The organism is Desulfosporosinus acidiphilus SJ4 (genome assembly GCF_000255115.2).
GTDB lineage: Bacteria > Bacillota > Desulfitobacteriia > Desulfitobacteriales > Desulfitobacteriaceae > Desulfosporosinus > Desulfosporosinus acidiphilus.
Map to the genome: position 1 here is coordinate 3831148 of NC_018068.1, position 15635 is coordinate 3846782.

Consider the following 15635-nt stretch of genomic DNA (forward strand, 5'->3'; position numbering starts at 1 on the left):
TTATTCACTCAGTGCTCCGCCAACTGCCTGCCGGAGTTTTTTTACGGCCAGCTTAGGATCTGCTTGGTCAAATACCGCGGAGCCTGCTACTAAAATATTTGCTCCGGCCTGAACAGCCAAAGGCGCTGTTTCCAAATTAATTCCGCCGTCAACTTCAATCTCGCAGGAAGACTGCTTTTGCTCAATATGGTGACGGAGCACCTGAATTTTAGGAAGAACGCTGGTGATAAAGTTTTGTCCTCCAAAACCGGGATTCACTGTCATTAACAGTACCATGTCCAAATCCTCAAGGATATATTTGAGCCCGTCTAATTGGGTTGCCGGATTGAGGGCAATCCCTGCCGTAAGTCCCTGTTCCTTAATTAGTTGAATAACACGATGGACATGGCGTGACGCTTCGAGGTGAAAGGTAATATGGTCCGCTCCTGCGGCAGCAAAATCTGCAATAAAGCGTTCCGGTTCTTCTATCATTAAATGGACATCAAAACGCATCTTAGAGTGGGGTCTCAGGGCTTTGACCAGCGCAGGTCCGAAGGTGAGATTCGGAACAAAATGCCCGTCCATGACATCAATATGTAAAACTTCGGCACCGGCATCCTCAACCAGACGTACCTGATCACCTAAACGAGAGAAATCTGCTGACAAAATAGACGGGGCAAGTTGAATCATCTTAATATCTCCTTTCAGCGGCTATAACTTCTTGTAGAAAAATTCGATAATGGTCGTAGCGAGTGCCGGATATTTCTCCATTTTCTTGAGCAGCTTTAATGGCGCAATCAGGTTCTTTATCATGTAAGCAGCTGCTAAACCGGCAATGGTTCCGGTGTTCGTCAAATTCGGGAAAGTAAGTTGCCAAGTCCTCCCGCTTCATTTTCGGCAGAAAGAGAGAGGAAAAACCCGGCGTATCCGCCACTAATCCTCCGGCACAAACCATTAACTCGACATGACGGGTTGTATGACGCCCCCGCTGAGACTTCTGACTAATTTCGCCGGTTTTTAATTGTTTTCCATCGGATAAAGCATTAAAGAGACTTGATTTGCCTGCGCCTGACGGGCCGGCTAAAACACTAATCTTCTCTTCTAAACACTTCCTCAGCTCAGTGATGCCAATCCCTGTTTTATTAGATACCTCAAAAACCGTATATCCGATGCGGCGGTATATATCCGGGATTGAGGATTTGGCCAGGGAGTCATCAGGCGGTGCCTCAGTCAAATACTTATCAAGTTTCGTGAAAATAATAAGCGGTTCGATTTCTGAGCAGGTCACCTGAATTAATAAGCGGTCCAGAAGATTCAGGTCGGGTTTAGGCGAAGTCAGAGCAAAAACAAGAAGGGCTTGGTCAACATTGGCTATTGACGGCCGGGTTAAGGAATTAAGCCTTGGTTCAGCCCCTTCAATTCTTGCCTTATTGTTCCCTTCAGGCAAAATACGCACCCGATCACCCGGCAGAAAGTCCTGATCTTTAATGCGAAAACGACCGCGCAGAGAACATTCCCATACTCGGTCTTCCGCATAGACATAATAGAATCCACCGTATCCTTTAAGTAGAACTCCTTCGATCATATAATTTCCTCACTAATTGCGTTTGACACTAAAGCACAGCTTAATGTTTAACATAGTCTTTATCGTCACGCGGCATAACACTTATGATTTGGGCTACTAAAGCCGAGACATCTTTTTTAATATTCAGCGCAAGAGGGCCGGGACCTCGCGATACTACGATTGTGACTTGACTCCCCTGCTGAACCGCTTCTCCGGGATTAGGAGAAGTACTAATGACGAAATCCGCAGGAATCGTAGTAGAATCTTGAGTCTCAACCAAAGGAACTAAATTATTCTGTTGCAGGATCGTTTTAGCATCTGCCGATGACTTATTGATCACATTAGGCATGTTGATGGTTCCAGAGGAAGATCCATTGTCAGGGCCGGAGCTAATTGTCAAAGTAATTGGCCCGCTCTTCGGCCAGGTAGCTGAGGGCGCTGGGTTTTGCTGGATCACATAGTCTTTAGGGATCGTTGGATTTGACTGGGTTGCAAAGGTTATTTTCCCTTTAAATCCATCATTTTGGATCATGTTTACAGCATCTGCCTTTGACATCGGACTCGTTGTTACATCCGGAAATGTCCCGGTGTCCGGGCCTTTACTCACAACCACCTGGATCTCTCTGCCGACTTTAACTACGGTGTCTGCTGCAGGATCCTGGCTAATAATGAGACCGTTCTCGACCTTATCATCGAACTCTTTCTTAACTTCCGGGTTGAGTGCCAATCCTGCTGATTTTAGGTAGGTCCCTGCTGTCGGCAGTGTTTGTCCAACCACATTGGGAACTTTTGTAGTACCCACCAGAAGGTAATTTCTCAACGCTATTCCGCCGCCCGTTAAGAGCAGCAAAATGACGATGATTGCGGTAATCAAAGGCCAACGCTTTTTCTTTTTCTTCGTGGGTTTTAAATCACTTTTCGGTTCCTCATCACGAACACTGACAGGAGCCAAGACTTTCCCCATCCCATGATGAGTCATAGTGGCTTCCAAATCGTCTACGGGAAATACCTCCGGATGATTGATCGGACGACCGGCCTGAATGTGGTTCAAGTCTTCCAAAAGCTCCTTAGCGGAAGCATACCTTTGTTCCGAGGACTTAGCAATGGCCCTCATAATCACTCGCTCAAATTCTTTATCAACCCGCGGATTAAGTTTACTAGGCAGAGTTGGCTGTTCCTGAAGGTGCTTCAGAGCAATAGAGATGGGAGTTTCTCCATCATAAGGAACTCGGCCGGTAACTAATTCGTACAAAATTATGCCTAACGAATAGATATCCGATTGTTCATTACTCTGCAGACCCTTGGCCTGTTCCGGCGACAAATAATGAACAGAGCCGATAATATCCCCAGTATGCGTCACTGTCGCAGAAGAAACTGCTCGTGCGATGCCAAAATCCGTAACTTTAGCGTGTCCGTCCGCAGTCACTAAAATATTATGAGGTTTTATATCCCTATGAATAATATGGTGTTCATGAGCATTTTGAATAGCACTGGTAATTTGGCGGGCGAGATTAATCGTTTGATCTGTGGACAGGGGAGCATACTCTCGAATAATTTCTTTGAGATTCCGCCCTTCCACATACTCCATGACGATATATTCAGTATCCCCTTCTTTACCCACATCATAAACAGAGACAATATTTGGGTGAGAGAGACTTGCTACAGCCTGGGCTTCTCTTCGAAAACGGCGAATAAAGTCATCATCCGTGGCAAACTGCTCTCTCAGCACTTTGATCGTTACGACACGATTAAGCAGTTGGTCTTTGGCTTTATATACAATGGCCATTCCGCCGGCACCAATGCGTTCCAAAACTTCATAACGTCCCCCAAAGATTTTACTCACGATTCTCACCTACTTTCTGGCTAATGCTTCTTGAATAATTTGGCGCGCAATGGGAGCAGCCGCTCCTCCTCCGGTTCCGCCATGTTCTACAAAAACAGCTACCGCAATGCGTGGGGCCTCTGCAGGTGCAAAAGCAATATACCAGGCATGGGTAGGTTGGTTGCCTCCGGGTTCCGCCGAACCCGTTTTCGCCGCTACCTGGACACCCGGTAAAGCTCCGGGAGAAGCTGTTCCAGCGGTAACGGCAGTCACCATTGCACTTGTTATCTTATCCGCTTCGTCCTTGGAAAGTGCCGTCAGCCAAGGCTGAGGCTTTGGTTCATATTCCACTGTTTGCGAAGGATCGAGAACCCGCTCTACAATGTGGGGAGTCATGATAACTCCATGATTAGCAATACCTGCAGTAACCAAAGCCATCTGAAAAGGAGTAACTAAGACTTGCCCCTGTCCAAAGCAGCTTGCAGCAAGAAGATTCGTTGACAGAGATTCAGGAACCTTAGGTGAATTTGTGATCTGGCTCAAAGGAACATTCAGTTCAAATGGTATTTTTTGTCCAAAACCAAATCCTTTAGCCGCAGACAGAAAACTCTTATCGCCTGCCTGAACTCCAAAGGTCGCAAAATAAGTATTACAAGAATCGGCTAAAGCCATGTTATAGTTGACCCAACCATGAGCCTCCTGGTTTTGTTCCGGAATAACTTGTCCGTTGATAACTGTGGAACCTTTACACTCATAAAGATTTGTCGTGTTTAAACCGCTCCTAAATAAAGATGCGGAAGTCACTACCTTCATAATGGAACCCGGAGGGAAAAGGGAAAAAGCACGATTATCCAGAGGTTTTTCCTCTGTTTGCTTAATAATATCTTTCCAATGATCATCTAAATTTGTCGGGTCATATCCCGGCTGACTCACTAAAGCCAGCACTTCGCCGGTTTGAGGATCAATGGCAATCGCTGCGCCTTTTTTCCCTTTGAGAGCATTATAAGCAACACTTTGCAAATGGGAATCTAAGGTCAGCACCACATCATCCCCTTGACGGGGCAAAGAAAACATTTGCTGAATTGTTTGAGCCGCAGTGGCGTTTTTGACTCCCATGAGCCAATTCGCCAAACTTCCCTCAAGTCCCGCTGCGCCAAGCCGGGCAGTAGAATATCCAAGAGTAGGCTCATACATTTCTCCTTTGGGATAGACGCGAACCCTTTTACCGTCGATTGTCTGAGTTTTGGCTATTATTTCGCCGTTACGATCAAAAATTCCTCCACGGGTCACTCGGCTTTCCATAAGAATTAAGCGCCGATTCGCGGGGTTTTCCAAGAGAGTGTCGGCCTGAACTACCTGCCAATAAACAAGTCCTAAACTCAAAACAAAGAAACTAAAGGCCATTCCTAATGCTACGCGACGAAGCCCTCGCATTATGTTGCATACTCCCTTCCTTTGGTCTTATTGCGCTGAGATCCCACAGCGGTAGCATTGGAAATATTCAGTAATACCCCCAATAGGATAAAATGAACGAGTATGGAACTTCCGCCATAGCTAACCCAGGGCAGCGGAATACCTGTCAAAGGAAGCAATTTAGTCACGCCGGCAAGAATAATTAAGGTCTCGGTTCCCAGGAGAATGCCAATTCCCGCCGCTAAAATCTGTCCAAAGCGGTCTTTGGCTCTTAAACTAATGGAAAACGCCCTCATAACCACGATGAGAAAGAGAAGAAGAACGGCCATGGCTCCGGCAAAACCAAGCTCTTCCGCTATCACAGAGAAAATGAAGTCTGTACTTGACGCAGGAACCATCGCAGCCCCTATGCCGTTGCCTAATCCCGTACCCAAGATCTTCCCACCGCTGATGGCAAACAAGGATTGAGCAATCTGATATCCCATGCCCGTGGGATCTTGCCACGGATTCAGCCAAACTATCACCCTGACGCGGACATGCCTGAAAAGCAGATACCCCAAGCTGCCCACCAATAAAAAAATGGGCAGAGAAATCCCTAAATACAAAGCTCGTTCAGTAACAACATAGATCATGAGAACAAACAGGGCATAAAACACCAAGGCTGTTCCAAGACTTTTCTGGGCTCCTAAAAGCCCGAGAGAAAATACGGCCATAACCAGAAACGGTCCTAGGGTCCGCCAATCAGGCAGCGAAAATTTCCCTACCTGAACCGTCCCAACCCGCAGCAACTCTTCATTTTCTTCCAGATAGGTAGCCATGAAAAGCAGTAAAGCCAGTTTTACAAATTCTTCAGGTTCGACCCCGACTCCTCCGATTCTTAGCCAACTTGTTGCACCGCCTGCTGCAAAGCCAAAGACAAGTGTAATAAACAGCAAGCTTACGGCCAACAATCCCCATAAGTAACGAAACTTACCCAACTGCCGGTAATCCCTGACGGCAAACAAAATACCATAGAAAATCAACTGTCCGATATTGGCCCACCAAAATTGGCGCAGACCTATTACAGGACTAATGCGCACAAGAAAAACAAGTCCTAGGGCCAGTATTGCCTGCACAACCGGAAGGACATAAGGGTCCCCCTCATAATGAAGAACCTTTTCTGCAAAGCCCCCCATTAAGACAATGACTGTGAAGATCAGGGCCTGCCAAACAAGTTGGCTGCCGTCCCCTCCCCATTTTAGCAGAACCATGCCCAGCCACATAATTCCCATAATGATCATACGTGAAATAAAATAATATAGCATCATCTTACTCCATAATACAACACAAGGCTGTAAAATTATCTGGCGCACCCCGTTCTAAAATGAGCAGGCGCAGCCTTTCTAAGCATTCTTCCCAAGTACCGGGCTGGGAAAATTCACTCGCCAGTTCTTGATCACTGATCACATTGGAGAATCCATCTGTGCATAATAAAATGACATCCCCGGACTGAAGCGCTATTTTTTGACAATCCACTTCAATTTGCTGATCCGCGCCAATGGCTCTCATCAAGATATTGCGTTGGGGATGCTTCTCCGCTTCCTCCAGGGAGATTTGACCCAAACGCACCAGTTCACCAACCAATGAATGATCTTTCGTTAAAACCTTTAGTTCTTCCCCACGCCACAAATATGCCCTGCTGTCTCCGGCATGAGCAATTAAGGCACTTGTCTCACGAACGAGCAAAGCCGTAAGAGTAGTACCCATTCCGGCATTTTCAGGCTCCGTAGTCGACGATTCATAGACAACCCTATTTGCCTGAGCAAAAGATTCAACAAGCCATCCTTCTAAATCCTGATCAGTCAGTCCTTTCAGCCGGGGGGCCAGTTTCTCTAATTCGCGCAAGGCCGTGGCTGAGGCTATTTCTCCGGACCGATGCCCTCCCATACCATCAGCCACAGCAAAAATCCCGTGATCTGACAGAACTAAGAAGGAATCCTCGTTATTTTTTCTGATACACCCTTTTTCACTAAAGCTTAGCACTCTCATTTTGCCACCTCGAGTATTGGAATGTGATACTTCCAATTTTCACATAATCTCCGGCAACCAATTGAACCGGAGAATGAATTTGCTCGCCATTAACCCATGTACCGTTTGTACTCCCAAGATCTTCGACATAAGTCTGCCCTTTTTGGCAGCGGAAAACAGCATGGTCTATAGAAGCAAAATGATCTGGTAATACAATATCATTATTTTTACCCCGTCCTAAGCGCAGACCTTTCCCATCCACCTTAAATACCCGGCCTCGGGGAAGAGTATCTGTCCCTGTTAAAACCTCTATGCGTCCAAATTCTTGACTTGAGCGTTGAAACATCCCTTTAAGCTGAAGATCTGCCAAAAGGGCTGTAAAAACTCTAAAGATAAACAGATAAATTAAGGCTACAAAAATAAGCCGGCCGATCACTGTAACAATTTGCATAAAACCCTCCCAATCCAACATCAGAGAGTAATCAATAACAACTCTCCAAAATTACGGCAGAGGTACTTTTTGAATAACGAGAAGGCTTAACCCCATCTGAATTCGATCGCCTGGAGCCACCGTCTGATGTGTAATTCTTTGCCCATTGACAAAAGAACCATTGGTGCTCCCCAAATCATCGAGCCACCATCCGTTCTGCCCTGGCGTGATCTTTAAATGCCGCCTGGAAACCTCGGGATCATGGAGCACAATGTCACATTGCCCATGACGGCCAATAAACACATCATGATCCCCTAATTTAAACGATTGACCTTTATCCGGTCCCTCAATAATTTCGAGAAAATAATCGGAAATCCTTCCTGGACTGTCTGCTTCCCTGGAGTTTGTCGTGACACTTTCTCGGAAAATGGTCGTGTTTTCTCGCCAATTCGATTCTTTCTGAAACTCATTTTCGTTTTCCTCTTCATCTTCCCAGTCTACTTCAATAGAATCGTCAAAATCCACCTCAACAATCATTTCTCTGGGTTGAACGGTATCATCAGAATGCAGTTCAATAGCTGGTTTAGACAAGAAGGTATATCCTTCACGTGTAGCCTCAGAGTATAAATACTTGGAAAGCTCAATTAAAAAAACTTCTCCAAAACTTGCTAAAGGGCCCCAATCACTGGAATGGAGATAGACCCGGTAAATATTCGGCACATATACTTGAGAAATACTGATCTGTTTATGCCTGAACATAGCTTTCACCAGTTCTTTTGCCAGTTCAACCGGTTGAAGTCTGGCTCCCCCTTTTTTAAAAGCCCCCGTAAATAGAAATTCAGCCATTCCTTCAAATCGAGCTAATAGGCTCATGGTTACCCTCCCTCCACTGTCGCCGAAGTTGACCACAGGCTGCTTCAATATCCGTCCCGCGCTCTTCCCGCACGGATACGGAAATTCCTCCGGCTTCCAACACTCGAGCAAACGTTTTTAGCTTTTCAAGATCAGGACGTTTCATCCCTGTTCCTGTTACCGGATTAACGGGAATCAAATTAACATGGCCTAATTGGCCTTTTAATAATCGTACGAAATCTTCTGCTTCAGTTTGATTGGCATTATCATCGGTCAACGCTACCTCAAAGGTTACTCGTCTTCGCGTAATACGGGAGTATTCCCGGCATGCTTCCATGAGCTGAGCCAAGGAATACCGCCGATTCATAGGAACCAAATCACTTCTTGCCCTATCATTAGCAGCATGCAAGGAAACGGCCAGTCCAACCTGAGGATTTTCCTGCGCTAATTGGAGGATTTGGGGAACGACACCACTTGTTGAGATAGTCATGCGCCGCATTCCGATATTTAATCCCTTCTCCTGATTCATAAGCTTAATCGCCCCAAGCACTTCCTCATAATTTAACAGGGGTTCACCCATTCCCATAAAGACAATGTTCGTCACTTGAAAATCAGGATCTTCCCGCCGGATAAAGTACGTTATATCCAAAACTTGGCCTACAATCTCTCCACTGGTTAAGTTTCTGCGGAAGCCCTCCATTCCCGTAGCACAGAAGGCGCATCCCACCGCACAGCCAACCTGGGTGGAGACACATACCGTATGCCTGTCTCTCGATTGTTCTCGAGCATAATCCATCAAAACGCATTCGATCATTTCCCCGTCATGAAGACGAAACAGATATTTTCGAGTTCCATCGACTGACCTCCGCTCTTTCAACAGTTCCGGCGGATGAAAACTCAAACGGGAGGATATCAGCTTGAGATCTCCCTTGCCAACATTTGCGATTTCATCCCAAGAACGCACTGCCTTTTGTTGCACCCAGTGGAATAACTGAGCTGCCCGAAAGCGTTTTAGACCAAGTTCCCCGCAAACTGTCTGCAGTATTTCTTCGGTGCAGCTTCGCAAATCGTACATTTCCATAATAGTTATTATTCACCCAATTCGTTCCAGTTAAACTTCACTCATAAGAAAACTTAACATAACGACCTTTCAATTTATCTAACCATGAATTCCCACTTTAATATGTGGGAGTGGTCCCCACTCTCTAAATAATGCTCATAAAAACTCAGGATCAAATACTCCATGGGGTTATCTCACGAACCGGTACGATGAAATTTTGCTATAAAAAATCCATCTGTGCCGTGACGCTGGGGTAAAAGCTGAAGCATTCCTTTTTTAGCTTGTTGAAGATCCCTAGGATCCTCAAGTTTAAAGGGCAGCGCATCAGCTAAGTTCACAGGCTCAAACTCAGGATGAGCTGAGCGAAACTTCTTGATTAATTCAAAGTTTTCCTCCGGTTCAATGGTACAGGTGGAATAAATTAAATCTCCTCCAACGTCTACACAGGAGGCGGCACGTTCTAAAATAGCAAGTTGAAGAACCGGCAAATCCTGAATGTCCCCTTCCGCTTTCTGCCAGCGCAGGTCTGATCTTCGCCGCAGCACACCCAAACCGGAACAAGGTGCATCCACCAAAACCCGTTGCTGAGAACAGGGTTCTATCCCCGTCAAATCCCGGGCATCACCTAAACGAGTTTCAATGCAGGTTATCCCTAACCGCTGCGCCAATTGTTCAATGAGCTCTAACTTATGAGTATGGACATCAAAGGCAACGATAACTCCCTCATCCTTCATCATTTGGGCCAGATGGGTCGTTTTGCCGCCCGGGGCGCTGCAGGCGTCCAGAACCCGCTGACCTGCTTCGGGCGAAACGACATGAGCGATTAATTGAGAACTTTCGTCTTGGACTGTAAAATAGCCCGCTTTAAAAGCTTCCAAACCTTCTATAGCGCCGAAATTTTGAATCCGCAAACTTTCAGGGACTCGTTCTCCGAATTCAACCAAAACTCCAGTTCCCATAAGCCGGTCCGCTAAATCCTGGCGTGAAATTTTGAGAGTATTGGTTCTGATCCAAGTCTGAGCGGGTTCATTATTGATCAGGCATAACGCTTCAGTCTCATCCTTTCCCCACCGTTTCAGCCAGCGCTGAATCATCCATTCAGGATGAGAATAACGAACAGAAAGATAACGAACCGTTTCCCGTTTGGCATCCGGCCAGGAAATATTCCAGCCATTAGCCAATACCTTGCGCAGAACAACGTTTACTAAGCCCGTAAATTTAGGAAAGGATTTGGCCAACTCCACACTTTCATTGACGGCGACGGCCATAGGAACCCTATCTACAAAGAGAAGTTGGAAAGCTCCGATTCGCAGAATAGCCCGAATTTCATGAGGAAGGGCTGACATGGGCTTGCTTAAATGAAGACGTAAGGCATAATCCAAGGTTAACTTATTCTTCAAAACCCCATTCACCAAGAGCGTAATAAATTGACGTTCCCGCGGGTCTGACAATTTAGCAAGGGTTCTCTGTAGTAAAAGATTGGCATAAGCCCCTTCAACCTCAACACGGGTCAGAATTTGGGCAGCCATCCCGCGCGCTGTTTCTCTAGTCATCCCTTCTACCCTGGGCAATGATGATAAAGCGTGCCAACTGGAGCACCGCTGCTAATGCCGCGGCGACATAGGTCAAGGCAGCGGCATTTAAAACAGAACGAGCGCCGCGGACTTCATCACTTCCCAGTAATCTTCCTTCCTGCAAGAGACCTAACGCCCTGTGGCTGGCGTTAAATTCCACCGGCAAAGTAATTAATTGAAATAGAACAGCCAAGGAAAAAAACAAGATTCCCAACTGCAGCAGCCAGCCGAAGCTAGGCATAAACAATCCGACGAGAATTAACAGCGGTCCGGCCCCGCTGCCAAAATTGGCTGCCGGGACAAAGGATGACCTGAGCTGTAAAGGTACATATCCTGAGGAATGCTGTAGGGCATGCCCCGTTTCATGAGCCGCAACCGCTACTGAAGCCAGAGAATTCCCATAATACACGTCCTCACTCAAACTAATAACTCTTGTACGGGGATCATAGTGATCTGAAAGGTTTCCCCGAATAGCCTCCACATTGACATCGTATAGCCCTCTGCTATTTAAGAGTGCTCTTGCGGCTTGAGCGCCGGTAAGTCCTGACTGAGCTCGGATTTTAGAGTAGTGGTTATATGCTGATGATATTTTATATTGTGCATAGAGTGACAATAGAATCGCCGGAATCAAAAGAACCATTGTAGGATCCCAGAACATAGCTTAACCTCCTTTTTATTCTAAGTACAGGATCTAAGGAAGAGTGAACTCGTTAAGCTAAAGAACTAAAGAACAAACTCCCGGTAAGTTCGTTTAAGTGAACTTTTCTCCCGCCTGACCGTGCCTTCCATTCAGAAAATCCCGCGCGGACATAGGACGCTTACCTGCGGGCTGCACCTCTGCAATCCAGAGAAGGCCATCTCCCGTTTGAACAAGCAGCCCTTCTTCCAACACCTCGAGAATTTGGCCCACCTCAGCGTTCGAACCCTGAAATGAGTTTTCTTTCTCCGCCGCCCTTTGCCCAGAGAATACTGTGCTCCGCCAGACCTTAAATTGCTCCTCTCGAAATAACGCGAAAGCACCAGGCCAAGGATTTAAGCCTCTGATTTGGTTATGCAGTTCAACAGCTGATCGAGTCCAGTCAATTCGTTCATGGTCGCGATTCAGAAGGGGTGCATAATTGGATTTTCCTGATTGGGCTGTGGCGGTTAGAGTACCTTGTTCTAACTCCCGCAGCGTTTGAATCAATAACTCTCCTCCCAGAAGCGCTAATTTATCATGAATTTCTCCCATAGTATCTTTTTGGGAAATTTTAATTTCACGTTTCAATAACATATCTCCGGTATCCAGCCCTTCATCCATGAGCATCGTCGTTACACCGGTATACTCTTCGCCGTTGATAATTGCCCAATGAATGGGGGCCGCTCCGCGATAAGAAGGAAGCAGGGAGGCATGTACATTAATGCATCCTCTGGAAGGCAAGTCTAAAATCTCCTTGGAGAGAAGCTGCCCGTAAGCGACGACAATAATACATTCCGGAGCTAACTCACGCAAACATTGGATACCCTCAGGTGTCTTAATCTTAGCAGGTTGGAAAATCGGCAGATTTAATTCTTCAGCCGCAGATTTTACTGGGCTGGGTTTCAACTTTTTCCCGCGGCCTGCCGGGCGATCCGGTTGAGTGAAGACCCCCACAATCTCATGTCCATGACCGGCCAGGGCCCGCAGAGAAGGTACGGCAAAATCAGGTGTTCCCATGAAAACAATACGCATACCAATTCTCCTTTTTAGAGAAGTTCGAGACTCGAAACCTTCTATGTTATATCATTTCAATTTTGCAAGCTGATGTGTCTGCGTATCCGACAGACCTGTACAGCCTTGACTTATTTTCGATAGGTCTTTTTAGCTAAATCAACAAACAAAATTCCTTCAAGATGATCGATCTCATGCTGCAAGGCCCGGGCCATCAAACGGTCAGCATGAATATCCACCATTTTTCCTTCCCGATTTAATCCCTGAACATGAACTTTCGCCGCCCGCACAACATCCCCTGTCATATCGGGAACGCTGAGACAGCCTTCCTCGGCAAGAGATTCTCCCTCTTTTTCCAAGATTACTGGATTAACCAGTTCAAGCAAAACGTCCCCTACTTTAACCACCACGACTCTCTTGGAAACTCCTATCTGTGGTGCTGCTAAACCCACCCCGTCTGCGGCTATCATCGTATCAACCATGTTATCCAAAAGCTTAATAATTGAAGGATTAATCTCTTTGACCTCTTTTGCTTTCTCCCGTAATATATCTGCACCAATTTCAACAATCTGATAAACTGCCATGATTAATACCCCTTTCTTCCAAGAAACTTATTTCTGTCTATCTTGATCAATAATTAACCATAAACCTTAATTCGTCAGCGGGTCTGCCTCGATATTTAATATAATACCATTGCTCGCCGAACTTTTGAAAAAATCTTGAATTCCCTGATGTACAAGTTCTCTCAGTTCCTCAATAATGATCCCACGAACCGATATTTGCCACCGCCATTGGTTTTTCACTCTGGCCATAACAGCTTGAGCCGGCCCAAGGATATCTAAATCAGTATTTCCAAATTTAGGATCTTGCATTCTTCCCCTCAAGCAAGCCCCCAAGCTATTGGCCCCTAAGATAACTCGTTCCTCTTTTTCATGAAGCAGCAAAACGCGAATGATATGCGTAAAGGGAGGATATTTGCGCCCTTTGCGATAGCGAATCTCTTCCCAAAAAAAACCTTCGAAATCATGGTGAGCAGCCTTTTCGATAGCGCTGTCTCCGGGAGAATAGGTTTGAATCACTACTTCGCCCGGCTTCACACTTCGTCCCGCCCTGCCGGCAACTTGCGTCAAGAGCTGAAAAGTCCGCTCTTTGGCTCTGAAATCCGGCATGTTCAGCATTTGATCGGCGGCTATAACCCCCACTAAGGTCACATTGGGAAAATCCAATCCTTTGGCCATCATTTGGGTTCCTACAAGAATTGACGCTTTTTGCTGGCGAAAACTCTCTAAAATAGTTGTATGCGCTGCATGGTTTCGTGTTGTATCAAAATCTAACCGCAGAATCGACGCTTCCGGCAATAATCCTTGAAGTTCCTCTTCAACCCTTTGAGTACCTTGGCCGAAAAATCGGATATAGCGGCTCCCGCAATGAGGGCACGTCAATGGCGGCTGCTCTTTATGATCACAATAGTGGCAGCGCATGGACTGTCCTTGACTGTGATAGGTTAGAGCCACATCACAGTTTGGGCAGTTTACCACATAGCCGCATTCCCGGCAGACAACAAAGGTGGAATAACCTCTCCGGTTTAAGAAAAGCATGGTCTGCTCTCCCAATTCCAATCGTTCCCGAAGTTTTTGCAGCAAGACTCTAGAAAACATACTGCGATTTCCCTGCATCAGTTCCTTGCGCATATCTACAATTTCAACGGGAGGCAAGAAACTGTTCCCTATACGCCGTGTCATGGTTAACAAACGAATTTTCCCTGCTTTAGCTGCCGCATAGGCTTCTAAAGAAGGCGTCGCACTTCCCAATAAAACCACCCCGCCCACCTGCTCCATCCTTTTACGAGCAACCTCCCGAGCATGATATTTGGGATTCTCATCTTGCTTATAAGCACCGTCATGCTCCTCGTCCAAAATAACGAGCCGCAAATTGGCCAAGGGAGCAAACACGGCTGAGCGTGCACCGATCACAATTCGTTTGTCTCCACTTAATATTTCTTCCCAGGATAGGGCTTTTTCTTTTGCTCCCAATCCGGAATGCAAAATAATCACCTTGTCGCGGAATTGAGTTTCGAAATAGCGAGCCATCTGAGCAGTCAGCGAGATTTCCGGAACCAGCAGAATCGCATCTCCGCCCTGAGAAAGTACGTGAGCAATGAGTTCCCGGTAGACTTCAGTTTTTCCGCTTCCGGTAACTCCGTGCAATAAGAAGGTTTGAAATGAACCTGTTTCCAAAGAAATCTTGACATCATTCACAACAGCTTCCTGTTCCAATGACAATTTATAGGTTCTTTCCTTGAGCTCTTGAGAACTAGGCACTGTCGCTTCCCGTCTTCTTCCCTTTGCTCCCATTGTCATAAAGGAATGCTCTTGTCTTACAAAACCTTTTTGAACCAACAGATCAAAAGTCTCTTCGCTAATTCCTGCTCGTTTTAAAAAAACGCTGCGGGAAATTTCTTTCTTCCGTGTCCGGGCAAGCACTTCAATAGCCCGAAAAGCATCTTCATCAAGCCAGCGCAGAGCTTTAACATCCAAATCATCCGGGGAAGCGAGAAGAATTACCTTCTTTTCCATCTTACCCTTGAGTAGCGGCCAAACTGTATGTAAGCTTTGCGCCTTAGAGCAGAGAGTTGTTTTCGCCAGCCAGTCTGCCAATTCGATGAGCTCAGTGGGCACAAGACTATGTGCGTCGATGATTTCTAAAACCGGTTTAAGCGTTTTTCCCTCGAGTTCTTCCGGTAATTCAGTGCTCACTCCGACAACAAGTCCCTGAACCTTGCGATTTTGGAGATTAACAAGTACTCTCATCCCGATTTCTATTGCTACAAAGTGCTCCGGAACAAGATAGTGATAACTTTGATCAAAGCGTCGGTTAGCTACATCCAACAAGACCTCTGCATATCGTAACATGACGACGACTCCTAATCCTCATAAATTCCTTCAATTCTAATTTTTATAAGAACACCTCCCTTATTTTATCATATTACTAGCTCCTAATATAATTAAAAGATTTTTACGTTTTCTTAGGTTTTTCTTTGACAACCCTTGAAAAATAATGATTGCAGAAAACCCTTGTCAAACTACCGTTAATTATGATATGCTCTTAGCAATAACGGAAACCCTTAACCTTTAAATTAGTCCCGTGAGGCTAAGAAGGGAATGACGGACCATGGATTGAACGTGGACACCTCTTTCTTGCTTGCGGGCAGGGAGGAGGTTTTTTAGTGCAAAAGAGGAGGTAC

The 15635-nt window shown here is 46.0% G+C and carries 14 protein-coding genes; all 14 read right to left on the bottom strand.

Annotated elements, in window-relative coordinates; translation table 11 throughout:
- Positions 1-669: a ribulose-phosphate 3-epimerase gene (gene rpe, locus DESACI_RS17545; protein ID WP_014828545.1), complete on the bottom strand. Its 669-nt coding sequence runs from the start codon at positions 667-669 to the stop codon at positions 1-3.
- A gap of 1 nt (position 670) precedes the next feature.
- On the bottom strand, positions 671-1564 hold the full coding sequence (rsgA, locus tag DESACI_RS17550) for a ribosome small subunit-dependent GTPase A (protein ID WP_014828546.1): 894 nt from the start codon (positions 1562-1564) through the stop codon (positions 671-673).
- A gap of 40 nt (positions 1565-1604) precedes the next feature.
- Positions 1605-3386 (bottom strand): Stk1 family PASTA domain-containing Ser/Thr kinase, encoded by a 1782-nt coding sequence (gene pknB / locus DESACI_RS17555; protein WP_014828547.1) that lies wholly within the window; start codon positions 3384-3386, stop codon positions 1605-1607.
- 9 nt (positions 3387-3395) lie between these two features.
- Positions 3396-4802 (bottom strand): peptidoglycan D,D-transpeptidase FtsI family protein, encoded by a 1407-nt coding sequence (locus DESACI_RS17560; protein ID WP_085939237.1) that lies wholly within the window; start codon positions 4800-4802, stop codon positions 3396-3398.
- Positions 4799-6082: an FtsW/RodA/SpoVE family cell cycle protein gene (locus tag DESACI_RS17565; RefSeq protein ID WP_014828549.1), complete on the bottom strand. Its 1284-nt coding sequence runs from the start codon at positions 6080-6082 to the stop codon at positions 4799-4801. The genes DESACI_RS17560 and DESACI_RS17565 overlap by 4 nt, the downstream gene beginning before the upstream one ends.
- 4 nt (positions 6083-6086) lie before the next feature.
- A complete protein-coding gene (locus tag DESACI_RS17570; RefSeq protein ID WP_014828550.1) occupies positions 6087-6806 on the bottom strand; it encodes a Stp1/IreP family PP2C-type Ser/Thr phosphatase in 720 nt (239 codons plus the stop codon).
- Entirely contained in the window at positions 6787-7236 is a 450-nt protein-coding gene (locus DESACI_RS17575) for an FHA domain-containing protein (protein WP_014828551.1), read from the bottom strand. The genes DESACI_RS17570 and DESACI_RS17575 overlap by 20 nt, the downstream gene beginning before the upstream one ends.
- A gap of 51 nt (positions 7237-7287) precedes the next feature.
- Entirely contained in the window at positions 7288-8088 is an 801-nt protein-coding gene (locus DESACI_RS17580; protein ID WP_014828552.1) for an FhaA domain-containing protein, read from the bottom strand.
- Positions 8066-9157, bottom strand: a complete 1092-nt coding sequence (rlmN, locus tag DESACI_RS17585; protein ID WP_427846754.1) for a dual-specificity RNA methyltransferase RlmN — start codon at positions 9155-9157, stop codon at positions 8066-8068. Before rlmN ends, DESACI_RS17580 begins: the two co-directional genes overlap by 23 nt.
- Before the next feature lie 164 nt (positions 9158-9321).
- Entirely contained in the window at positions 9322-10680 is a 1359-nt protein-coding gene (rsmB, locus tag DESACI_RS17590) for a 16S rRNA (cytosine(967)-C(5))-methyltransferase RsmB (protein WP_014828554.1), read from the bottom strand.
- Positions 10673-11359 carry a zinc metallopeptidase gene (locus DESACI_RS17595; protein ID WP_014828555.1) on the bottom strand — a complete coding sequence of 229 codons (687 nt, stop codon included), beginning with the start codon at positions 11357-11359 and terminating at the stop codon, positions 10673-10675. The genes rsmB and DESACI_RS17595 overlap by 8 nt, the downstream gene beginning before the upstream one ends.
- Before the next feature lie 93 nt (positions 11360-11452).
- A complete protein-coding gene (fmt, locus tag DESACI_RS17600) occupies positions 11453-12412 on the bottom strand; it encodes a methionyl-tRNA formyltransferase (protein WP_014828556.1) in 960 nt (319 codons plus the stop codon).
- Between the two features lie 110 nt (positions 12413-12522).
- Positions 12523-12975, bottom strand: coding sequence for a peptide deformylase (gene def, locus DESACI_RS17605; protein WP_014828557.1), 453 nt, complete (start codon positions 12973-12975; stop codon positions 12523-12525).
- 66 nt (positions 12976-13041) lie between these two features.
- Positions 13042-15303, bottom strand: a complete 2262-nt coding sequence (priA, locus tag DESACI_RS17610) for a replication restart helicase PriA (RefSeq protein WP_014828558.1) — start codon at positions 15301-15303, stop codon at positions 13042-13044.
- Between the last annotated feature and the right edge of the window lie 332 nt (positions 15304-15635).